This is a genomic window from Streptomyces sp. NPDC001568 (assembly GCF_042893755.1).
GTDB lineage: Bacteria > Actinomycetota > Actinomycetes > Streptomycetales > Streptomycetaceae > Streptomyces.
This window is the reverse complement of record NZ_JBIAVF010000003.1, coordinates 377,043-399,067: the sequence shown is the minus strand read 5'-3', so window position 1 is coordinate 399,067 and position 22,025 is coordinate 377,043. Positions and strand designations below refer to the sequence as shown.

The following is a 22,025-nucleotide window of genomic DNA, read 5'->3' as shown; positions in this document are numbered from 1 at the left end:
GTGCTTCACGTGCTTCACGTCGCGCTCTTCACGCGCCTCGCGCTCGCCTACGTGCCGTCACGCCGTCACGCCGTCACGCCGTCATGCCGTCATGCCGTCATGCCAACCGTTCCGGACCTATAGCGTCCGGTCCTGCCGGCGGAGCAACCTGCCTGACACCGTTCCTGCCACTTCGGGTCCTACCGCGCACGGCTCCGCCACTTCCGGCTCCACCGCTTGCGAGTGCACTGCTTCGGGTCCAGCCACTTCGGTCTCGCCACCTCGGGTCCAGGTGCTTCGGGCCCCACACCTTCAGGTCCCGCCGACTCGGGCTCACGAGCTCCGACCCAACCCCTCATGGCTCTACGGCCCGTGCCCTACGACCACCGGTCGTCCGGCATCGGCCCCATGGCCACCGTTCGCACTTCCGTGGCGCCTGCTCCCACGGCCTCACCACTCACTCACTCACTTACGCGTTCACTTCACACATCCGCTTCACGCACCCGCCCTCGCGCCCGGGACCGTTCCCGAGCCCACTACGGCGGACTGCGGACGAGCTCTCCTACGCGGCCAGCCCCAGCTGTCCCCGCCCAGCGGCTCGGCGCGTCGTCACGGCCACCGGACCGGACGGCACCGTCACGGCCGGCTCGGTTCCGACGGCAGTACCGGCAGCACCAGCGGTTCCGGCGTTCCCGGCAAGTGCGGCAGCAGTGGTCGAGCGACGGACGGACGGGGTCTTGCCATGGGCCTCGGCGCGGATCCGCTGCTTGATCGTCGGCGGGAGCGACCCACCCCGCATCATCGCCCGCCACGTCCGCCGCGCCACGACGACCGGCCGGCGCACGGCGGGGACCGCAGGAGCGGCAACCGCGGCGGCCGCCACCGGGGCGGTCTTCGAGGCGAGGCCGAGGAGGCCGAGGAGCGCCACCAGAGCGGCGAGGACGGTGGTCCAGATCGACGTGACGGTGCTGCGGTTGTTCATGACGAGCGCCTCATTTCGCGATGTTCCGACGGATGGATCTGAATACATTCGTCATGATGTGGTCGCAACCGGAGAGCCCCCACAACGCGCGCCGATCTTCCGACAAACACCACTCGGACGGCCCAAAAGACACCAATCCACATCTGACAAGATCATGGAACGACCGGCGCCCGGACACCCGACGAGACAGGGGCAGCGCATGATCATTCAGCAGGAACTCTCCTTCGACGCACGGGAATTGCTGGCCCTCTACGACTCGGTGGGGTGGGTGGGCTACACCTCCGACCCGGAGCGCCTGCGTCGCGGCGTGGCCAACTCGCACCTGGTCCTGACGGCCCGGGACGAGTCGGGGCACCTCATGGGTCTGGCGCGGACGATCTCCGACGACGAGCACGTCTGCTACGTCCAGGACCTGCTCGTCGACCCCGCCCACCACCGCAAGGGCATCGGCCGCGCGCTGCTCGAAGCGCTCAAGGAGCGCTACCGACACTGCCGCTTCTTCCTGCTCTCCACGGACCACGCCGCATCCCCCGAGGGCAAGGTCAGTCACGCCTTCTACCGCGACCTGGGCTTCCTCTCGTACGAGGAGAAGGAAATGGCCGGCTTCGGCCTCCCCCGCGACCGCTGACGACTCAACCGCCCTGGTCCCGGGGACTCCCGTCCGGGACCTCGGCCGACCCCGCCCCCCTCTCCCTCCCCTGGACCGACCTCGCGCAGGACCGCGGGCGTTAGGAACGCCGTACCGCACGCCCGAGCCCTCCCGGCAACCCGAAAAACGCCTCGCTCCCCTTACCCCGACGGGGAACAATCCCGGCCATGGGCATTGACCTGAACGGTTTCGTCGAGTGCCGCTGGGACCGCCGGCTCGACGAGGACGACCGCACCTGGCACGGAGCCATCAACCACGCGCACCTCTACGACGGCCGCTCCTACCTGGCGTTCGGATCCCTGTTCGGCGTCCGCGACACCGACACGTTCCGTCCCCTCGCCGACCACCGCGGCCTACCGGCCGACGTCTCACCGGAGACCCTCGCCGACATGCAGCCCTGGGGGCGAGACGCACCCGAGGCGTCCTGGATCACCTGGGCCGAGCTGCCGGCGACGGATTGGGACGAGGTCGCCGAGCACGCGAACGGCCCCTGACCATGGAACCCGGTCAGGGGCCGTTCACCGGCGGTGGGTGTGGGATTTGAACCCACGGTGACATCGCTGCCACGACGGTTTTCAAGACCGTTCCCTTAGGCCGCTCGGGCAACCCACCTGGCCGGTACAGAGTACCGGGATGTGGGGGTGGGTGGGGTGGGTGTTCCGAGCGGGCCGGGAGCGGGGTGGGTCAGGAGGTCTGGGCCTTGTCGTAGGCCGCCTTGGCCTCGTTGCCGAAGTAGGGGCCGTACATCCGGTTCGGGAGGAAGACGTAGCCGAAGCTGTTCACCGAGACCTGGGTGCCGAGGCCGGTCGCCTCGTTGAAGTCCTGGAACCACGGGCCGCCGCTGGATCCGCCGGTCATGTTGCAGCCCAGGCCGTGGTCCTTGGTGAGCAGGAAGTCCTTGTTGCTGTTGCCGCTGCAGTAGACGAGCTTGGAGCCGTCGTAGGGCGCCGCCGCGGGGAAGCCGAAGGAGTACATCTTCTTGTTGTAGCCGCCGTTGAAGAGGATGCCCTGGGCCCCGACGACCTGGCTGAGCTTCTGGCCGTTCAGGGGGGCGACGACGGCGAGGCCGACGTCCATGTTCATGTCCTCGCTCGCCGCCCACTGGTCCGTGGCGAAGGTCTTGGTCGCGGACCACTGGCCGTAGGGCGCGTTGCCGTTGTCGTAGGCGGGTACGAAGACCCAGTTCGTGTGCCAGGCACCCTGGTACTTCACGCAGTGGCCGGCGGTGATGACCGTGCTGCCGTTGGCGCTCGTGACCGAGTCGCCGGAGCAGGACGCGGTCCGGCCGCCCATGGTGAAGAAGACCCGGCCCGAGGTCTTCACGATCGCCCCGCCGCCCGTCCAGGCGCCGCCGGCCTGCGGGAACGCCGACGGGGAGGCGGAGGCGGAGGACGCGGCGGGGGAGGAGACCGAGGCGGCCGTCGGGGCCACGAGGGTGGGCCGGCCGGCGGCCGAGGGGGTTGACCGGACCGACCCGGGGGCGGCCGTCACGTCGAGCGGGAGGGCCTGCCGCATCCGTTCAGCGGTCCAGAACCCCTGACTGTGATGCTGTCGGAACGAGGTGGGCGACGCTTCCGCCGCGGCCGAGGGGGTGGCCGCCGTCAGGGCTCCCGCGAGCAAGGTGCCCGCGGCGAGGAGGACGGACGCCGCCGTGCGATGACGATTCACGCAGGACTCCTTCTGCCGTGCCCGGACCGGTCGGGCCCGGGCAGGGTGGGGGTGAAGAGCTCTGTCGGTGCGGATCTGTCGGTGCGGATCGGCTGTACGGACGTGCGGATGTGCGGAAGTGCGGATGTGCGGCTCTGCGGACGTGCGGATCCGTCGGTGCGGATCCGCCGTGTTGCCACGCGTGGCCGGGGCAGAGTCGCACGGGGGCCGTGAGATGTCAGCGGGCAGTCTGAACGTTCGGTCGGTTCCGGCCAGGAAATGGCCAACTCCGCTTGTTCCGCCGCGTCATGTCGTTCGTCGGCGCACGTTGTGCCGCCGCGTCACACGGTGAGCAGGACGCCCACGTAGGAGACCCCCGCCACCATCACCCACGCCCCCAGCCCCAGCAGCGCGGCCCGCCCGCCCGTCCGGGCCAGCGTCGGCAGGTGCACCGCGCTGCCGAGGCCGAACAGGGCAGCTGCCAGGAGTGCCTCCTGGGTCGTGTGCGCCCACTCCAGCGCCACGTCGGGCAGCGTGCCCGTCGCGCGCAGCGCGGCCGCGGCCAGGAAACCGGCCACGAACAACGGCACCGGGGCGGGCCTGCGCCCGGACGGCGTGCGTACGCCGCGCCGCCGGGCCCGTAGCGAGAAGGCCACGGCCGCCACCAGCGGGGCCAGCAGGGCCACCCGCATCAGCTTGACCAGAACGGCCTCGCCGAGCGCGCCGGGGCTCGCGGTCTGCGCGGTCGCCACGACCTGCCCGACGTCGTGGACGCTCGCGCCCACCCAGCGCCCGAAGGCCGGGTCGGAGAGCCCCAACGGGCTTTGGAGCAGCGGGAGAACGGCAATGGCGAGGGTTCCGCAGAGCGTGACGAGGGCCACCGAGGAGGCCACGTCCTCCTCGTCGCTGCCGGAGACCTGACTCACCGCGCCGATCGCGGAGGCACCGCAGATCGAGTAGCCGGTGGCGATCAACAGGGGTTGGTCGCCCGGAAGTCCGAGACGGCGGCCCAGCCAGAGCGTGCCGAAGAAGGTGGCCGCGACGACGCCGGTCACCATCAGTACGGTCGCCCAGCCCAGCTTCACCACCTGGTCGAGGCCCAGCCCCAGACCGAGCAGGACGATGCCGATCCGCATCAGTCGCCGGCCCGCCAGGGACAGGCCGGGGCGGGCGGGCCCGCGTACGACGGTGCGCAGGCGGGGGAGGTGGGCGACGGCGATGCCGAGTACGACGGCGGCGGTGAGCATCGGCACCGCCGGGACCAGGAGGTGCACGCACCAGGCCACCACCGCGCCCGCGGCGGCCAGGAGCAGCCCCGGCCAGGAACTTCGTGTTTCACGTGAAACGTCGAGCAGCCGCACCCGCTCCGGCCGGTGCGGGGTGCGGTTCAGCAGGGCCATCAGTCCACCGGCTCCGGGTAGACCCGGCGGACGCTGCTGCCCAGGCGGGCCACGTCGGCGCCGTAGACGTGCAGCGAGATCGCCGTCGTACGACAGGAGTTGCGCACCTTGTGGATGTCGCCGGGCGGGGCGAAGCCGCACACGTCGCCCTGGCCGTTGACCACTTGCTCGGTCGCCACCAGACGCGCGGGCTCCGTCGGGGACGCTGCGGGGGCGAGGCGGTAACGGACCTCGCTCTCCGCGCCCTCGTGGACCCCGGCGACGCACCAGGCGACGTGGTCGTGGATGGAGGTCTCCTGGCCGGGCAGCCACACCAGGGCGACCACCGAGAAGCTCCCGTCCGGTTCGGTGTGCAGGATGTGCTGCCGGTACCGGTCAAGGTGGCCTTCGCGCTGTCCCTCGGTGAGCAGGTCGGGCGTGCCCAGGTGCGGGGCGAGTCGTTCGCCGACCAGGTAGGCGGTCAGGTCGGGGGCCAGTCCCCGGTCCACGACCCTGCGTATCTCACTGACGAGGGCGGCCATCCTCGCTGTCGTTCGGGCCGGCGTGGTGGTGGTCATGCGAGCAGCGTCCGCCCGGCCGCCCATCACGTCCAACACCAGTTCTGCCCTGAAAACCCAAGCTCCGCTTATGGGTTGGGGTGCGGTGGCGTCGCCGGATCAGCAGCCGACGCGGTTCGAGGCGACCTGCTTCAACGCGTCCAGCACCACGGCAGTCGCCGGGATCCGCAGGTGGTCGCGGTACACGTACGCGGCGATGTGGCGGCGCGCCGCCGGCTGGAGCACGCGTCCGCAGACCCGGTTGAGCGAGAGCGAGGGCAGCACCAGCGCGGGCATCATCGCCACGCCCAGGCCCTGTGCGACGAGGCTCTGGACCACGAGGTTGTCGTCGGTCGCGAACCGGATGTCGGGAACGAAGCCCAGCTCCGCGCATTCGTGCAGCAGGTTCGCCCGGCAGCGCGGGCAGCCCGCGATCCACCGTTCCTCGGCGAGGTCGCCCAGGTTCACCGCCCGGCGGCGGGCGAGCGGGTGCCCGGTCGGAAGCAGCACCGTCAGCTGGTCCTCCATCAGCCTGACCTCGGCGACGTCCTCGGGGATCTCCTCGTGCAGGCCCGGATAGGTGAAGGCCAGGGTGATGTCGCACTCGCCGCGCTGGAGCCGGCGCAGCGACTCGGGCGGTTCCCCTTCGAGCAGTTCGACCTGCACGCCGGGATGTTCTTTGGCGAGTCCGCTCAGGGCTTCCGGGACGAGGGTGACGTTGGCGCTGGGGAAGCCGCAGACCCGTACGCGGCCGGTGCGCAGGCGCGTGTAGGCCTTCAGCTGGGCCTCGGCGGCGGAGAGGCTGCCCAGGATGGACTCGGCGTGACGGGCCAGGGACTCGCCGGCCTCGGTGAGTTTCATCGTCCGGCCCACGCGGGTGAACAGCGGTGTGCCCACGGCGCGTTCGAGCGCCTTCATCTGCTGGGTGATCGCCGGTTGGGTGTAGCCCAGGACGCGCGCGGCCGCCGAGTAGGAGCCCGCGGTGACCACTTCATGGAATGTCCGTATGTGCCGTGAATCGAACACGACCGAAGCATAAGCGGATGTTGGGAGGGGCCGTAAGCGGATTCCCGCCCACGGCCCCTCCCATCAAGCCGGTCTCCTCGCCCGGTGGACCCGTGGTCCACCGGAGGATCCGCCCGCTACTTGTCGCCGACGCGCGAGCCGAGCGTGATGTCGACCGTGGTGGGCTTGCCGTCGCGCTGGTAGGTCAGCTTCACCGTGTCGCCCGGCTTGTACGTCCAGATCATGCTGATCAGGGTCGGCCCGCTGTCGACCGGCTTGCCTCCGAACTCGGTGATCAGGTCGCCGGGCTTGAGGCCCGCCTTGCCGGCCGGGCCGTTCGGGTCGACCAGCTCGTTGGCGGGGGCGCCCTGCTCGGAGACCTTCGCGCCGTCGACCTTCGCCTGGAGGTCGACGGAGACCGAGATCACCGGGTAGACCGGCTTGCCCGTCTTGATCAGCGACTGGGCGACGTTCTTGGCCTGGTTGATCGGGATGGCGAAACCGAGGCCGATCGAGCCGGCCTGGCCGCCGCCGAAGCCGCCGTTGCCCGCCGACTGGATCGCCGAGTTGATGCCGATGACCGCGCCCCGGCCGTCCAGCAGCGGACCGCCGGAGTTGCCCGGGTTGATCGAGGCGTCCGTCTGCAGGGCGCTCATGTACGAGTTCTTGCTGCCGGTGCCGTCGCCCGAGGCCACCGGACGGTTCTTGGCGCTGACGATGCCGGTGGTGACCGTGTTGGACAGGCCGAACGGAGCGCCGATCGCGATGGTCGCGTCGCCGACGGCCACCTTGTCGGAGTCGCCGAGCGCCAGCGGCTTGAGGCCAGCGGGCGGGTTCTTCAGCTTGAGGACGGCGACGTCGTAGCCCTGGGCCCGGCCGATCACCTCGGCCTCGTACTTCTTGCCGTCGGAGAAGATCGCGGAGAGCTTGCCGCCGTTCGCCGCGGAGGCGACCACGTGGTTGTTCGTGAGGATGTGGCCCTGCTGGTCGTAGACGAATCCGGTGCCGGTGCCGCCCTCGCCGTCCCCGGCCGAGGCCTCGATGGTGACGACGCTGGGCAGCGACGCGGCGGCGAGTCCGGCGATCGAGCCGGAGTCCCGCTTGAGGTCCTTGGGGGTGCTCGCGCTGATCGTCGTCGAGCCGGAACCGCCCTCGCCGCGCTGGGCGGCCCAGTAGCCGATGCCGCCGCCGACGCCGCCCGCGAGGAGCGCCGCCACGAGCACGGCCGCGATCAGACCGCCCCGGCCCTTGCCCTTGGGGGGCGGGGTGCCGTCGGGGGTGAGCGGTGCGCCCCAGGCGCCGCCGCCGTGGCCGCCGCCCTCGTACGCGGGAACCGCCGGCGGGGGCGGGGGCCAGCCCTCGGCGCCGTACGCGGCCGCCGGGGCCGGCTGACCGTACGGCGGGGCCTGGGCGTAGCCCTGGGCCGGCGCGCCCGGGTCGGCGGGAGCGTGGGCCGGGGCCTGCGGCGGCGCGGTCGGAGCGGGCGGGGGCGCGGTCGGCGGAAGCTGCTGGGTCCGATCGGTCCCCGGGGCCGGTGCGCCCGGGGCCCCGTCAGGCGTGGAAGCGGCCACCGGCACGGGGGGTGCGGACGGGGCCGCGGGGGGCGTCTGGGCCGCGGTGCCCTCGTTCTCGGTGCTCACAGCGCTCTCTCCTCGTCACACACGGCTTACACACGGCCTATAGCGGCTGACACAGCACAGCTGACATACGACTGACCTGACATACGGCTGACACTGCTGCTGGAAATATCTGGCGATATCGACCCGACTCCGGTCCGACTAAACGTTCGACGCGCCGCACAAGTTCCAGGGCGAAGCCTTTCCCATGAGCCGTCAGAGCACTGTAAGCCGGACCTGTGCGTCTCCCCCCATCCTTTATCCCCGACATTTCGGACGCATCCGCAGGACTCGCCCGGACGCGCGGGTGCGCCACGATGGCACCATGACCGGGTGACCCACGCAACGCCGCGCCCCATCCAGGTCGTCGCCCACCGCGGCGCCTCGGAGGATGCCCCAGAGCACACCCTGGCCGCCTACCGGAAGGCCATCGAGGACGGCGCCGACGCCCTCGAATGCGACATCCGACTGACCGCCGACGGCCACCTGGTCCTGGTCCACGACCGCCGGGTGAACCGTACGTCGAACGGCCGCGGCGCCGTTTCGGCCCTGGAACTGGCCGATCTCACCGCCCTCGACTTCGGCTCCTGGAAGGACCGCGAGGAGTCTCCCGACTGGGACTCCGATCCCGAGCGCACCTCCGTCCTCACCCTGGAGAGGCTGCTGGAGCTGGTGTCCGACGCCGGGCGGCCCGTCCAGCTGGCGATCGAGACGAAGCACCCCACCCGCTGGGCCGGACAGGTGGAGGAACGCCTCCTCTTCCTGCTGAAGCGCTTCGGTCTGGACGCCCCGCCCGCCGACGGTCCGCACCCGGTCCGGGTCATGAGCTTCTCCGCCCGCTCCCTGCACCGGGTGCGGTCCGCCGCCCCGACGATCCCGACCGTGTACCTGATGCAGTTCATCTCGCCGCGGATGCGCGACGGCCGGTTGCCCGCCGGGGTGCGGATCGCCGGGCCCGGGATGCGGATCGTGCGCAGCCACCCCGGGTTCATCCGCAAGCTCCAGACCGCCGGGCACTCCGTACACGTGTGGACCGTGAACGAACCCGAAGACGTTCAGCTGTGCGCCGATCTGGGCGTGGAGGCGATCATCACGAACAGGCCCCGTCAGGTTCTGTCACAGCTGGGACGCTGACGTCCCTATTTGCACGCCCGTCACAGGCGAACCCCGCGTGACGGGGTGTGCTCCGGCGCATCCGCTCCGCAATCAGTGGTCATGAATGCGTCGGACGACCCGGTTGTGGCGGTTTCCGGTCCAGGCCATTGGGGCATCCAGATCTTGGCGTGGGGCTAAGGAGGTACCGGGGGTGGCGTTGGTGATGGCACAAGAAGTGCCCACGTCTTCGTGCATGGACGTGTCCCATGGTCCGGCGGGCGTGGGCGAGGCGAGACACCGCATGCGCGAACAACTACGCATCAGCGGCCTGTCCGAATCGGTCGTGGACGATGCCGTACTGATCCTTTCCGAACTGCTCAGCAATGCCTGCCGACACGGCCGGCCCCTGGGCGCGCGGGAGATCGGCGACGGGGAGATACGCGCCGCGTGGTGCGTCGACAAGGCGGGACGACTGACGGTCGAGGTCACGGACGGCGGCGGGCCCACCCGCCCGGTCCCGTCCACGCCCTCGGTCACCGCCCGGGGCGGCCGCGGGCTGAACATCATCAACGCCCTGGCCCAGGACTGGGGCGTGCGGGACGGGGCGGCGGGTGAGGTCACCGTGTGGGTGATCGTCGCCCGTGGGGCGCGGCACGAGGATTTCGCTACGCGCGTCACTGCCCCGTCGATCGGCTTCGCATCGGCCTTCGACGACCTGGATCCGTGAGCGGTTCGGGGATCCGCACCGTCCGCATCGATCCCCGCGGTACCGGTCATCCGTGCGGGCGGCCGTCCGGGAGCGCACGCCGACCGCGCTCCCGGTCGCACCCCACCGGTTCCGGCGGTACGAACGGCTAGGCTCGCGACCAGAGAGACCGCCGTACCGCCGCAACCGGGAGACACCCACGATGGCCAAGAAGCGCCCCGCCGCGAAGACCGCGAAGCCGCAGCTCAACAACGGGGAGATCCCGGTGGTGGGCGCGCGCGAGCCCTGTCCCTGCGGATCCGGTCGCCGCTACAAGGCCTGCCACGGCGCGGCCGCCGCGCACGCCGTCACCGAGCACGTGCGGCGCCCCTTCGAGGGGCTGCCCGGCGAGTGCGACTGGGTCGCGCTGCGCGAGCTCGTGCCCGCGGCCACCATCCCGCTGACCCTCAAGGCCGGACTGCCCGAGGGCGTCCCGTCCGTCACGCTGGTGACCGTACTGCCCATGGCGTGGCCGGCCCTGCGCCGCGAGGACGGCTCCGTCCTGCTCGGCCTGCAGAACGACTCGACCACCGGTGACCTGGCCCGCGACATGGCCGACACCCTGGAGCGCGCGCTCGTGGCCGAGCCCGGAACGCCGGTTCCGGCACGTCGAGTTCCGGCCGAGGGCACCCGCCTTCAAGATCTGCTGGAGCTGGACGGCGTTTTCGAGCCGGTTGTGCACAGCGGCTTCGAATTCTGGATTCCGGAGTCGGAGAGCGCCCAGACCTCCTCCCCGGAGATCGCCGCCTCGCTGGAACGCGCCAACGCGGCCGCCATCCCGACGGTCAAGCTGGAGAGCGTCGACGCCGCCTACTGGTGCGAGACCCCGGACAAGAACCACCTGCGCTGGGTCATGCCGCACGCCGAGGAGAAGCTCCTCGACGCCTTGGCGCGACTGCACGCCGCAGGTACCTCCTCGCTCGGCGAGGGCACCAAACTCGTGGGCTCCTTCCGGGCGCACGGCCTCGTCGTCCCCGTCTGGGACCTGCCCACCGGGGTCTCCGCCGACGACGTGGAGAAGCCGGCGGCCGAGTTCGCGGAACGGCTCGCCGCGGCCCTGGCCACGGACACCCCGCTCACCGCCGATGAGCGCCGCGCGCGCGGCGGCCTCACGAACCGCCAGGTGACGCTCAGCTGACGTCCGCGGGCGCGCGGGAGCGGTGACGGCGACCGCAACTCCCTCTAATCGCCTGCAAATCGGTGTCTGAATATCGGAGATCGAATTTGCGAACAGGCGATCTCTTGTTACCGTTCTTGTAGCCCGGTCGCTGGTGCATCCCCCGTCGCCAGCGACCGGGCCCTTCCATTTCAGGCTTCGGTCAACCGTCGCCCGGGTCCGGTGAGTTGCTCCCGGACCGCAGGAGCAACTTCCCTTCATCATCCGGAACTGCAAATTCCGCTACCGCCGAGTAGTCGTCCGGCTTTCCGGCGGACTCCTCCTGGGGCGTCTCGCACAAACCCGGTTCGTCCCCCGCTCCCACGACGCAGCGGATCTGCACCGTGCGCCCCTCGGGTCCCATGACGGTCAGCACGGCGTCAAGGGTCCGTCCGCTGGTGTTGCGGTAGTAGCTCCGCCCCCACGTCTGCCCCCCGCTCTCCAGGACACAGGTCTGCGCCTCCACCCCTTCCGGGGAGGAGAGTTCGGGACCGCACCGGGTGTCCGTGCGGGGCCGCACGTCCGGCCCGGGCTCCGACGGGAGGGCCTGGCGTGCGACGGACCGCGTCGCTTCCGGGGTCCGGGTCGCAACCGGCGTACGGGACGGGCCGGACAGGCCGAGCGAGGAGAGCAACCCCTCACCTTTTCCGTCATCCTGACCGGCGAAATCCGGCCCGGCGATCGCCCCGGCGAGGGGAAGCGACAAGATGACCAGCACACCGGCGCCGATACCGATCAGGCGGAGATTCATTCGCCGAAGATAGCGACGCCGGAAAGGGCCCCGGAGATCCCCGCGCCCAATTCCCTTGGAAACCGGCCCTGCTGGCACCCGTACGAGTGATGCGACCGGCGCCGGGATCTTCCGACGCCTCCCCGCACGTTCCCTCCCCGAGCCCGTCGCGGTCACCCGAGGGCGCCGCGCTCAGTAGGCGAGCCGGCTGCCGCCGCCCGGGGCACCACTGCTGGCCTCCACGAGCGCGTCCACGACGGCTTCGACGTCCGGCAGCCACAGGCCGCCGGGGCCCGTCACGGGTGCGCGTTCCCAGTGGACCTGCCCGCCGCCGGAAGCGGTCGAGGGCGGCAGCAACAGGTAGCCGCCCTCGCCGTGGAACCGCAGCGAGGCGGGCACGTGGTCCTTGGCGTACAGGAGTTCACCGAGCCGCTCCAGTGAGTACGGTGCCACCAGCAGCGCCCACCGGGTCGGTGTGGCGACGATCGGCCCGAGGCGCATGCCCTGCGCGTCCAGTCGTACGACGGCACGCGCGGCGGCGACGGCCGGCAGGCTCACCGCGCAGGGCGCGGTGCCTCCGGTGGCCAGCAACAGCGGAGCACTGGGCCGCCTGGCCCACCACCAGGACACCATCCGGGGGTCGGTGGTGGCGGCAAGCAGTCCGGGGTCGAAGGGGTGCGCGCCGGGCACCACGCAGTCGGGGTCGGGGCAGGCGCACCGCGCGCCGTCCGTGCCGGCCCGGCCCACTCCGGGGAGCACGGGCCACTTCCGCAGGGTGGCGCAGGTGAGCGCCTCGTCGAGCAGGGACGGACCCGCGGTCGCCACGGCCGCCGAAGCGGCGCGGGATGCGGCGCGCGGGGTCTTCCACCGGTCGCGGAGCCGCTGGAGACGCCTTCCGAGGATCTCGCGCATGAGCGCTCGTTCCTTTCCGTTGAACGCCGAGGGGCCACATCACACCATGTGAGCGGTTTTTCACCACACGTACACGTTTCGCGTCACTGTCCGCCGGAAGCAGGTTCACACGGTCCGTGCAGTTTTCTTACGGGTCCATCAAACGTCCGGCGGGGGCGGAGAGCGACCCTCACCGGTGTCGAGACCGGCTGCCGCCGCTAAGGACGACGGCACGTGCCGGGCGGTTCCCGGCGGTGCCGGGCGGGGTCAACTGACCCTGGGCACTGCCGATTACGTACCCGGAGCCACTCCGACGCCCGCCCAGTCGATCGCAAAAACCGTCCGCTTCCAGCTTTTTCCGGCCAAGTTTTAGCCCTGGCTGGACAGTGAGTTGTCGTCCCTCGGACACCGATATTCCCGCTGGTGCCATGCTGGACATCGCTCCTCGTGTGCGTGTAGATGTGGATCCATCGATGGCGGCGCAGCACGATCTGGGGGTTTGCGATGCTATATGGCGAATCGCACCAGGTGGAAAGGCGGACGCCATGAGCGCCCCGCATCTGCCGAAAGTGGCTGGAATCGATCCAGCAGTTACAGCGTCAGCGCAGACTCCGGCGCCCACGCCGGCTTCCACGCCCGTACGCACCACCCCCGCGCAGGCCGCCCAGCCTGTCGCGAGCAGCGTCATCCAGGACCGGCTGGCGGGCATGGTCTCGGACCTCACCACGCTCCACGAACTCACCGAGCGCCTCGCCCGGGCCCGTGACCTCGACTCCTCCCTCCAGGAGTTCCTGCGGGCGGGAGCCGCCCTCGTCGGCGCCCGTCGCGGCCTGGTGGTCCTGGAGCCCTCCGACGGACTGGGCCCCACCACCACGATCGGCCTCGGATTGGGGCGCGCGGACCTCGGTCACATCGAGACGGTGCCGCGCAGCGCCACCTCCTACGGCCGCATCCTCGACGGACTCCCGGACGCCCACGGCGGCTCCGAGGTGCTCCCCGAGCCGGGCACCGCACCGGCGGCGCCCGCAACCGGCGGCCACGAACCCCCGGTCGACCCCCGCCACCGCGAGGTCGCGGCCCGGCTCGGATACGCGGCCAGCTACGCGCTGCCGCTGACCGCCGACGCCACCGGCCGGCTCGGCGCGGCCGTCTGGCTGTACGACGAACAGGCCGAGCCGAGCGAGCGCCAACGCGACCTCGTCGGGCTCTACGTCCGGCACGCCGCCGAGCACCTGGCCCGGATGCTCGAGGTGGACCGCTCGCGCACCCGGTTGGCCACCGTCGCCGAAGAGTTGCTGCCCAGCCGGCTCCCCCGGATCGCCGGGGTCCAGCTCGCCGCCCGGCACCACACCGGACCGCGCGGCGGCGGCGACTGGTACGACGCCCTCCCGCTGCCCGAGGGCGCCATGGGCTTGGCCGTCGGCTCCGTCACCGGTTCCGGGCCGAGCGCCGTCGCCGCGATGGGACGGCTGCGGGCCTCGCTGCGCGCGTACGCCGTCATGGAGGGCGAGGACCCCGTCGCCGTCCTGTCCGACCTCGAACTGCTGCTGCGCCTCACCGAGCCGGCCCGTTCGGCGACCGCGCTCTTCGCGTACTGCGAACCCGCCGCACGCAAGATCATCCTGGCCGGGGCCGGGCACGCCCCGCCCCTGTTGATCGGCGAGCGGCGCACCGAGTACGTGGAGACCTCCCTCTCCGCACCGCTCGGGATGCTCGCCTGCTGGGAGGCGCCGAGCGTGGAGATCGAACCCGCGCCGGGAGAAACGGTGCTGCTCTACACCGACGGGTTGTTGCGGCGCACCGGTGACGCCATGGACCGGGCGTACGCCCGGCTGCACGCGGCCGCCGCGGGGGTTCCCCGTACGGCCCGGGACGACCCGGGGGCGATCTGCGACCACATCCTGCGGACCGTGCTGCCCGGGGAGGACCCGGCCGCGCCCTCGGCGGACCCGGACGAGGACGTGGTGCTGCTCGCCGTTCGGTTCGACTGAGATCCGACCCGGCTGATCCGATCCGGTTCGGCTGGTCCGGTCGGTTCGGCTGATCCGATTCGGTTCGGCTGATCCGGTTCGGCTGATCCGTTCGACGGGGACGGGGGAGCGGGCAGGCCACGGAAGACGATCGTCCGGTTTGACTGATATGTCACAGGTCACGCCGGGCGGCTTCTCTTCGCACATACGATGGATGAGGTCCATACCCGGTACCTGCATGTCGTAGCAGCTGAGGAGAAGACGTGGCTGACGAGCTCACCCCGGAGACCCCGGAAGAAGAGCAGCCCCAGAAGAAGCACAAGCAGCGCAAGAACGGGCTGTACCCGGGCGTCAGCGAAGAACTCGCGGAAAGCATGCGCACAGGCTGGGCCGACACGGAGCTCCGCGGCCTGGAGCCCATCGCCCAGGCGTCGCACACCGCCGAGCGCCGCGCCGCGCTGTCCGCGCGCTTCCCCGGCGACCGCCTCGTCATCGCGGCGGGCCGGCTGAAGACGCGCTCGAACGACACCGAGTACCCCTTCCGGGCCTCGACCGAGTACGCGTACCTCACCGGCGACCAGACCGAGAACGGCGTCCTGGTCCTGGAGCCCACGGGCGGGACCGGGCACACCGCCACGATCTACCTGCTGCCCCGCTCCAACCGCGAGAACGGCGAGTTCTGGCTCTCCGGCCAGGGCGAACTGTGGGTCGGTCGCCGTCACTCCCTCACCGAGGCCGAGCAGCTGCTGGGCATCCCGGCCAAGGACGTCCGCGAGCTCGCCGAAGCCCTCGCCGAGGCGGAGGGTCCGGTCCGCAACGTCCGCGGTCACGACTCCGTCGTCGAGACCGCCCTCACCGACAAGGTGACCAAGGAGCTCGACGAGGAGCTGCGCGTCTACCTCTCCGAGGCCCGCGCCGTGAAGGACGACTTCGAGATCGGCGAGCTCCAGAAGGCCGTCGACTCCACCGTCCGCGGCTTCGAGGACGTCGTGAAGGTCCTCGACAAGGCCGAGGCGACGTCCGAGCGCTACATCGAGGGCACCTTCTTCCTGCGCGCCCGCGTCGAGGGCAACGACATCGGCTACGGCTCCATCTGCGCCGCCGGCCCGCACGCCTGCACCCTGCACTGGGTCCGCAACGACGGCGACGTCCGCTCCGGTGACCTGCTCCTGCTCGACGCCGGTGTGGAGACCCACTCCCTCTACACCGCCGACGTCACGCGCACGCTGCCCATCAGCGGCAGCTACACCGACATCCAGCGCAAGATCTACGACGCGGTGTACGAGTCCCAGGAAGCCGGCATCGCCGCCGTCAAGCCGGGCGCCAAGTTCCGCGACTTCCACGACGCCTCCCAGCACGTGCTCGCCGAGAAGCTCGTCGAATGGGGCCTGCTGGAGGGACCGGTCGAGCGGGTCCTGGAGCTCGGCCTGCAGCGCCGTTGGACCCTGCACGGCACCGGCCACATGCTCGGCATGGACGTCCACGACTGCGCCGCCGCGCGCACCGAGGCGTACGTCGACGGCACGCTGGAGCCGGGCATGTGCCTGACCGTCGAGCCGGGTCTGTACTTCCAGGCCGACGACCTGACCGTGCCCGAGGAGTACCGCGGCATCGGCGTACGGATCGAGGACGACATCCTCGTCACCGAGGACGGGAACCGGAACCTGTCGGCCGGCCTGCCGCGCACGTCGGACGACGTCGAGGCGTGGATGGCCCGCCTCAAGGACTGAGCCGGGAGTTCGAGGGGCCGGCGACCGGCCTCCGATGCCGGTTCGTCGGCACACGGTGGGCGGGACCTCCTGCGGGAGGTCCCGCCCACCGGCGCGTTTCCCCGACGGTCACGGCTTCGGGCGGAGCGGCTACGACACCTTCAGCAGCGCGTCGTCGCGCCACTTCAGCATCTTGTCGAAGCTCACCACGGCTCCCCGGCCGGGCCGGTTGCGGAAGCGGACGTGGTCGGCGAGCTCCTCGATCAGGTGCAGGCCCCGGCCGTGCTCGGCCAGGGAGGGTCTGCGACGGGCCACCGTCGCGGCCGGGAACCCCGGTCCCGAGTCGGACACTTCGATGCGGCAGCGGTCCCCGTCCAGGTAGGCCGTGACGTGGTACGCCCCGGTCCCGTCCGGATCGTCGCGACCATCCCCGTCGCCGTCGACGGAGCCGTCCGGGACGCCGATGCCGGAGGAGCCGCAGCGGGGGACCGCCCCGCTGCCGCCGTGCTCCACCGCGTTCGCACACGCCTCGGTCAGTGCCACCGACAGGTCGAAGGAGATGTCCGGGTCCACCCCCGCGGTCTCCATCGTCCCCAGCAGCAGTCGCCTGGCGAGCGGCACGCTCGCAGCTTCGCGCCTCAAGTGGAGAGACCACCAGATGCTCATACGGTTACCTATTGCCGCCCCGGGTGGGCCGTAAGCCCCCCACGGCCACCCGAGCCCTCATTCGGCCGATGCGGCACTCCCGGGAGACGGTGTACGAAACGGGCACGGCCGGACGCGGGGCCGTCGGCCCGTCGCGCGCGCGGGCGCCCGCGCGCCTTCGCGGCGCTTCGGAAGGCCTCGCCCCGACCGGGCTCGGAACTCAAGGGTCACTTGGACACCCGCGTACCTGCCGTAGGCACGACCTAAGCGCAGTGCGATGATGGCCCGGCCATGACTACCCCCCGTACGACGCACACCGGAGCCGGCCTCCGGACGGCCCGGGCCGCGGTGTTCGCCGCGGTCTGCGTCGTGCTGTCCGCGGTGGGTCATGTCGTCGCCTCCTGCGCCGCCGTGCCCTGGTGGGCGCTGGTAGCCGCCTTCGTCGCCGTGTTCGCGGTCGCGGCCCCGCTCTCGGGACGCCGGCGTTCGCCCGGCGGCATCGCCGCCGCGCTCACCCTCGGTCAGGTCGGCCTCCACACCCTCTTCGGCCTCGGCCAGCACGGCGAAGCCGCCGGGCGGGCGACGGTCGCGGACTCCGACACCTCCCTCGCGGCGCTCGCCGCCCGGCTGGTCTGTGGGGGCAACTCCGTACCGCTGAGCCCGGCCGACGCGCGGAGGGTCCTGGAAGTCGCCGGCCTCGACCCGGCCGCCTTGGCCGGCCAGGCCGCCGCGGCTCAGGGCCACGTGGCGCACGAGCACCTGGCGGACGCCGCCGGGCACCAGGCGACCGGGTTGTTCAGCCCGGCCATGCTCGCCGGGCACCTGGTGGCCGCGCTGGCGGCCGGCTGGCTGCTGGGCCGGGGGGACGCCGCGCTGCTCCGGCTCCTCGAACTGTCCCGGCTCTCCACCGAAGCCGACCCCGTACGTCCGCTGCGCGCCGCGCTGGCCTTCGTACGCGCCCTCGCCGCCGGGATCCCCGGCGCTCCCGTCCGTACCCGGCGCACCGGACGCGGCACTGCCGCGGCGACGGCGGCGACCGGGCGCGAGGCGCTCCAGCACACGGTGATCAGGCGCGGGCCGCCCGCGGCGCTCGCCCTCGCAGCCTGACGCGGCACCCACGTCCCGGAGCACACCCCTCGGGAGCACCGGTGCCGCGACCTCCGCGCGCGCCCGTGCGCGGAGCCCTCACCCCTGCTTCCGTGGAGTGTTACCGCCATGAAGACCTCTCGCGTCTCCTTCGCCGCCGCCCTCGCCGCCGGTACCGTCCTCGTCCTGTCCGCCCCCGCCTTCGCGCACGTCGGCGTGCAGCCCGGCGAGGCCACCAAGGGCGGCTACGCGACGATCAACTTCAAGGTCCCCAACGAGCGCGACAACGCGTCGACCACGCAGTTGGAGGTCAGCTTCCCGATCGACCAGCCGCTCACGTCCGTGATGCCGCAGGACATCCCCGGCTGGACCGTGAGCGTCGAGAAGAGCAAGCTCGACAAGCCGCTCACCGTGCACGGCAAGCAGATCAACGAGGCCGTCACCAAGGTGACCTGGTCCGGCGGCAAGATCGAGCCCGGCAAGTTCCAGCAGTTCCCGGTCTCCGTCGGCAAGCTCCCGGAGAACGCCGACCAGATGGTCTTCAAGGCGATCCAGACGTACGACAACAACGAGGTCGTCCGCTGGATCGAGGAGGCCAAGGAAGGCGCCCCGGAGCCGCAGACCCCCGCGCCCGTCCTGAAGCTGACCGCCGCCAAGGGCGACGACCACCACGACACCGGCGACAAGAAGGCCGACGAGGCGAAGGCCTCCGGCAAGGACGACAAGGCGGCCGGCGACCACCACGACGAGGCCGCCAAGAGCTCCGACACGACCGCCCGGGCCCTCGGCATCGCGGGCATCGTCATCGGCCTCGGCGGCGTCGCCTTCGGCATCGCCTCGCGTCGGCGCGCCTCCTGACCCGTCGCGCACGCAGGCCGTGTCGTTCCGAGAACATCCGTACCATCCCCGATCACAGGGACATTCCTCCATGCGCACCACACGTGTGACGGTCGCCGCCCTCGCGGTGGCGACCGCCCTCGCACTCACCGCCTGCGGCGGTGGAAAGACCGAGAACACCGGCTCGGTCACCCAGATCACCGGTGAGAAGAAGGCCGGGGCCGCGACGGTCCTCGACCGCCCCTTCGACAAGCCCGAACTCGTCCTCACGGACACCACCAGCAAGCCGTGGAACCTGCGCGAGCAGACCAAGGGCAAGCCGACGCTCATCTACTTCGGCTACACCAACTGCCCGGACGTCTGTCCCCTGACGATGAGCAACATCGCCGTCGCCAAGAAGGCGCTGCCCAAGGCGGACCAGGACAACCTCCGGGTCGTGTTCGTCACCACGGACCCCGAACGGGACACCCCCGATTCCCTCGGCGCGTGGCTCAAGGCCCAGGACCCGTCCTTCGTCGGACTGAGCGGGGAATTCGCGACCATCCAGGCCGCCGCCCGCTCGCTCGGCATCGGCATCGAGGCCCCCACGAAGGATGCCAACGGCAACGTCGTCTCCATGCACGGTGCCCAGGTCATCGCGTTCTCGCCCAAGACCGACGAGGGCTACGCCCTCTACGGCGAGGGCACCACCGTCGATGACTACACCAAGGACCTGCCGAAGCTCGTCAAGGGAGAGAACCCGTGAACCGCCGCACCACCCGCACCCTCGCCGCCGCCCTCTCCCTGACGGCCGCGCTCGCCATATCCGGCTGCTCGTCCGACTCCTCCGACTCCTCGGGGGCCGACGGCGGGAAGCCCGAGCTGACGGTCAGCGGGGCCTTCATGCCGGAACCGGTCAACGACAAGATGGCCGGCGCCTTCATGGTCATCAAGAACGGGTCGAAGACCGCCGACAAGCTGACCGGCGTCACCAGCTCCCTCTCGGACGATCTCCAGATCCACGAGACCAAGGACCAGAAGATGCAGCAGGTCCAGTCGCTGGACGTGCCCGCCAACGGCGAGCTGAAGCTGGCGCGGGGCGGCGACCACGTCATGTTCATGGGTCTGAAGAGCAAGCCGGCCGTCGGCGACAAGATCACCGTCGAGCTCCGGTTCGAGAAGGCCGGCCCGGTCAAGGTCGAGGTCGACGTGAAAGAGCGGACCTACAACGCAGAGAACTCCAACGCCCACTGACGGACCGAGGAACTGACACGCCATGACGGCCACCGCCCCCGCCCCTTCCCCAGCCCGCGTCCGCATCACGGCACTCCTGCCGCGGCTCGCGCTGGTCCTCGCAGCCCTGCTGGCAACCCTGTTCACCGCGGCCGCACCGGCCACGGCACACGCCGCACTCACCGCGAGCGACCCGCAGGACGGGGCGGTGGTCGCCACGGCACCCGCCCAGGTCACCCTCTCCTTCTCGGAGCAGGTCGCCATGGGCGACGACTCCATCCGCGTCATGGACCCGCAGGGCCGACGCGTGGACACCGGCGAGCTCCGCGACATGTGCAGCGGCTCGGTCATCCGGTACGGCACCGCCCTGCACGCCGGCCTGCCCAACGGCACGTACACCGTCGCCTGGCAGGCCGTCTCCGCCGACGGCCACCCCATCTCCGGCGCCTTCACCTTCTCCATCGGCGCCCCCTCGGCCACCAACGTCGCCCTGCCCACGCAGCAGGCGGGCGGCGGACCCGTCGGCATCGTCTACGGGATCGCCCGGTACGCGGCCTACGCCGGGTTCACCGTCCTCGTCGGCGGCGCCGCCTTCATCCTGCTGTGCTGGCGCCGCGGGTCAGCCGAACGGTCGCTGCAGAAGCTCGTGGTGCGCGGCTGGGTCACCCTCACCGCCGCCACCCTGGCGATGCTGGCGCTCCGCAACCCGTACACCGGCTCGGGCAAGTTCGCCGACGTCTTCGACCTCGCCGGGCTGCAAGCCGTACTGGAGACCAAGACCGGCGCCTCGTTCGTCTCCCGGCTGTTGCTCCTCGGAGCCGCCGCACTGTTCGTCGCCGTGCTCTTCGGGGCGTACGCACGCCACCAGCAGGCGTCGGGTTCCGAGGAAGCCGGTCCGGCCGATCCGGCTGGTCCGGCCGATCCGGCCGCTGAGGGCAAGAAGCAGACGAGCGACCTGGCCTTCGGACTCGGGATCGGCGGAGCCGTCGTGGCCGCGGGCATCGCCGCGACCTGGGCCCTGTCCGAGCACGCCTCCACGGGCATCCAGCCCGGCATCGCGATGCCGGCCGACATCCTCCACCTGCTGGCCGTCGCCGCCTGGCTCGGCGGTCTCACCGCGTTGCTGGTCGCCCTGTACAAGGTGCCGGACATCGAGCGGGACGCCGTACGCCGCTTCTCCAAGGTCGCCTTCGTCAGCGTCGTGGTCCTGGTCATCACCGGCGTCTACCAGTCATGGCGTCAGCTCGGCAGCTGGTCGGCCCTCACCGGCACCAGCTACGGCCGACTCCTGATGATCAAGGTCGGGCTGGTCGCCGTCCTCCTCGGTATCGCCTACCTCTCGCGGAAGTGGACCGCCCGGCTGGCGGACGCCCCGACAGAGGCCGCCGCCGAGGAGCCGGCCGGGGTACTCGCGGGGCAGGACGTTTCACGTGAAACGGCGAGCGCTGTTTCACGTGAAACGAGCGGCGGAGTTTCGCAGGAAGCGGGCAGCACTGTTTCACGTGGAACGGACGCCGCACTCGATGCCACCGACGCTCCTGCCGCACCCGACGTCGCCGACCCGCGGCGTGCCGCCCAGCTCGCCCGTCAGGACGCCGCCCGCGAGAAGGCACGCGAGCACCAGGTACGCGACGCCGATCCCGGCCGGGCCGGTCTGCGTCGGTCCGTGCTCGCCGAGGCCGCCGTGGCCGTCGCCCTGCTCGCCGTCACCACCGTCCTGACCAGCACGGAGCCGGGGCGGGCCATGGAGCAGGAGATCGGCCGGGGCTCGGCCTCCACCGCCGTGCCCAACCGACCCATCAAGATCACCCTGCCGTTCGAGACCGGCGGCCAGAACGGCAAGGGCACCGTTCGGCTGGAGCTGGACCCGGGCCGGGTCGGTGCCAACACCCTCCACCTGTGGGCGGAGGACCCGGACGGCAAGCCCCTCGACCTGCCCGAGGTCAAGATCGCCTTCACCCTCCCGGCCAAGGAGATCGGCCCGCTGCCGCTCGTCCCGGACCGCGCCGGTCCCGGACACTGGACCGCGTCCGGGGTGCAGTTGCCGCTCGCGGGTGAGTGGCGCATCGACGTGACCGTCCGCACCTCCGACATCGACCAGACGACCGTCCAGAAGAACGTGAAGATCGGCTGAG

The 22,025-nt window shown here is 71.3% G+C and carries 21 protein-coding genes and 1 tRNA gene; 12 read left to right on the top strand and 10 right to left on the bottom strand.

Going from position 1 to position 22,025, the window contains the following annotated elements; translation table 11 throughout:
• Positions 1-541: 541 nt before the first annotated feature.
• Positions 542-961, bottom strand: a complete 420-nt coding sequence (locus ACFY0I_RS07615) for a DUF6344 domain-containing protein (protein WP_388891540.1) — start codon at positions 959-961, stop codon at positions 542-544.
• A 199-nt stretch (positions 962-1,160) separates the two neighbouring features.
• Here ACFY0I_RS07615 and ACFY0I_RS07610 point away from each other — a divergent pair, with 199 nt between their 5' ends.
• Positions 1,161-1,589, top strand: coding sequence for a GNAT family N-acetyltransferase (locus ACFY0I_RS07610; RefSeq protein WP_388891538.1), 429 nt, complete (start codon positions 1,161-1,163; stop codon positions 1,587-1,589).
• A gap of 188 nt (positions 1,590-1,777) precedes the next feature.
• Positions 1,778-2,104, top strand: coding sequence for a hypothetical protein (locus ACFY0I_RS07605; RefSeq protein WP_388891535.1), 327 nt, complete (start codon positions 1,778-1,780; stop codon positions 2,102-2,104).
• A 31-nt stretch (positions 2,105-2,135) separates the two neighbouring features.
• Here the strand turns inward: ACFY0I_RS07605 and ACFY0I_RS07600 are convergent.
• From ACFY0I_RS07600 to ACFY0I_RS07575, 6 genes are all read right to left on the bottom strand, one after another.
• Positions 2,136-2,222: transfer RNA gene (locus tag ACFY0I_RS07600), tRNA-Ser, on the bottom strand.
• A 72-nt stretch (positions 2,223-2,294) separates the two neighbouring features.
• Complete coding sequence (locus tag ACFY0I_RS07595; protein ID WP_388891532.1) at positions 2,295-3,278, bottom strand: trypsin-like serine peptidase; 984 nt, start codon at positions 3,276-3,278, stop codon at positions 2,295-2,297.
• 320 nt (positions 3,279-3,598) lie between these two features.
• Positions 3,599-4,657, bottom strand: a complete 1,059-nt coding sequence (locus ACFY0I_RS07590) for a YeiH family protein (protein WP_388891529.1) — start codon at positions 4,655-4,657, stop codon at positions 3,599-3,601.
• Positions 4,657-5,214: a cysteine dioxygenase gene (locus ACFY0I_RS07585; protein WP_388891527.1), complete on the bottom strand. Its 558-nt coding sequence runs from the start codon at positions 5,212-5,214 to the stop codon at positions 4,657-4,659. Before ACFY0I_RS07585 ends, ACFY0I_RS07590 begins: the two co-directional genes overlap by 1 nt.
• Positions 5,215-5,313: 99 nt before the next feature.
• Positions 5,314-6,219 carry a LysR family transcriptional regulator gene (locus ACFY0I_RS07580; protein WP_388891524.1) on the bottom strand — a complete coding sequence of 302 codons (906 nt, stop codon included), beginning with the start codon at positions 6,217-6,219 and terminating at the stop codon, positions 5,314-5,316.
• 116 nt (positions 6,220-6,335) lie between these two features.
• The gene (locus tag ACFY0I_RS07575) at positions 6,336-7,838 is read right to left on the bottom strand and encodes a S1C family serine protease (protein WP_388891521.1); all 1,503 of its coding nucleotides are present in this window, start codon (positions 7,836-7,838) and stop codon (positions 6,336-6,338) included.
• A gap of 309 nt (positions 7,839-8,147) precedes the next feature.
• Between ACFY0I_RS07575 and ACFY0I_RS07570 the strand changes: the two genes are divergently transcribed.
• From ACFY0I_RS07570 to ACFY0I_RS07560, 3 genes are all read left to right on the top strand, one after another.
• Entirely contained in the window at positions 8,148-8,948 is an 801-nt protein-coding gene (locus tag ACFY0I_RS07570; RefSeq protein ID WP_388891519.1) for a glycerophosphodiester phosphodiesterase, read from the top strand.
• An 85-nt stretch (positions 8,949-9,033) separates the two neighbouring features.
• Positions 9,034-9,636: an ATP-binding protein gene (locus ACFY0I_RS07565; protein ID WP_388891516.1), complete on the top strand. Its 603-nt coding sequence runs from the start codon at positions 9,034-9,036 to the stop codon at positions 9,634-9,636.
• 181 nt (positions 9,637-9,817) lie between these two features.
• Complete coding sequence (locus ACFY0I_RS07560) at positions 9,818-10,792, top strand: DUF5926 family protein (RefSeq protein WP_388891513.1); 975 nt, start codon at positions 9,818-9,820, stop codon at positions 10,790-10,792.
• 181 nt (positions 10,793-10,973) lie between these two features.
• Here the strand turns inward: ACFY0I_RS07560 and ACFY0I_RS07555 are convergent, their stop codons facing one another.
• Both ACFY0I_RS07555 and ACFY0I_RS07550 read right to left on the bottom strand, forming a co-directional pair.
• A complete protein-coding gene (locus ACFY0I_RS07555; RefSeq protein ID WP_388891510.1) occupies positions 10,974-11,561 on the bottom strand; it encodes a hypothetical protein in 588 nt (195 codons plus the stop codon).
• A gap of 171 nt (positions 11,562-11,732) precedes the next feature.
• Complete coding sequence (locus tag ACFY0I_RS07550; protein WP_388891507.1) at positions 11,733-12,452, bottom strand: bifunctional DNA primase/polymerase; 720 nt, start codon at positions 12,450-12,452, stop codon at positions 11,733-11,735.
• A gap of 407 nt (positions 12,453-12,859) precedes the next feature.
• Here ACFY0I_RS07550 and ACFY0I_RS07545 point away from each other — a divergent pair, with 407 nt between their 5' ends.
• The gene (locus ACFY0I_RS07545; protein WP_388891504.1) at positions 12,860-14,422 is read left to right on the top strand and encodes a PP2C family protein-serine/threonine phosphatase; all 1,563 of its coding nucleotides are present in this window, start codon (positions 12,860-12,862) and stop codon (positions 14,420-14,422) included.
• A 242-nt stretch (positions 14,423-14,664) separates the two neighbouring features.
• Positions 14,665-16,131: an aminopeptidase P family protein gene (locus tag ACFY0I_RS07540; RefSeq protein ID WP_388891501.1), complete on the top strand. Its 1,467-nt coding sequence runs from the start codon at positions 14,665-14,667 to the stop codon at positions 16,129-16,131.
• Between the two features lie 129 nt (positions 16,132-16,260).
• Here ACFY0I_RS07540 and ACFY0I_RS07535 read toward each other — a convergent pair whose 3' ends face one another.
• Complete coding sequence (locus ACFY0I_RS07535) at positions 16,261-16,776, bottom strand: ATP-binding protein (RefSeq protein ID WP_388891498.1); 516 nt, start codon at positions 16,774-16,776, stop codon at positions 16,261-16,263.
• 270 nt (positions 16,777-17,046) lie between these two features.
• Here ACFY0I_RS07535 and ACFY0I_RS07530 point away from each other — a divergent pair, with 270 nt between their 5' ends.
• The 5 genes from ACFY0I_RS07530 (at position 17,047) to ACFY0I_RS07510 (ending at position 22,024) form a co-directional block, all read left to right on the top strand.
• A complete protein-coding gene (locus ACFY0I_RS07530; RefSeq protein WP_388891495.1) occupies positions 17,047-17,862 on the top strand; it encodes a hypothetical protein in 816 nt (271 codons plus the stop codon).
• 108 nt (positions 17,863-17,970) lie between these two features.
• A complete protein-coding gene (locus ACFY0I_RS07525; RefSeq protein WP_388891492.1) occupies positions 17,971-18,699 on the top strand; it encodes a YcnI family protein in 729 nt (242 codons plus the stop codon).
• A 70-nt stretch (positions 18,700-18,769) separates the two neighbouring features.
• A complete protein-coding gene (locus tag ACFY0I_RS07520; RefSeq protein WP_388891489.1) occupies positions 18,770-19,423 on the top strand; it encodes an SCO family protein in 654 nt (217 codons plus the stop codon).
• Positions 19,420-19,911, top strand: a complete 492-nt coding sequence (locus tag ACFY0I_RS07515) for a copper chaperone PCu(A)C (RefSeq protein WP_388891487.1) — start codon at positions 19,420-19,422, stop codon at positions 19,909-19,911. The genes ACFY0I_RS07520 and ACFY0I_RS07515 overlap by 4 nt, the downstream gene beginning before the upstream one ends.
• Before the next feature lie 22 nt (positions 19,912-19,933).
• Complete coding sequence (locus ACFY0I_RS07510; protein ID WP_388891484.1) at positions 19,934-22,024, top strand: copper resistance protein CopC; 2,091 nt, start codon at positions 19,934-19,936, stop codon at positions 22,022-22,024.
• The last annotated feature ends 1 nt before the right edge of the window (position 22,025 follow it).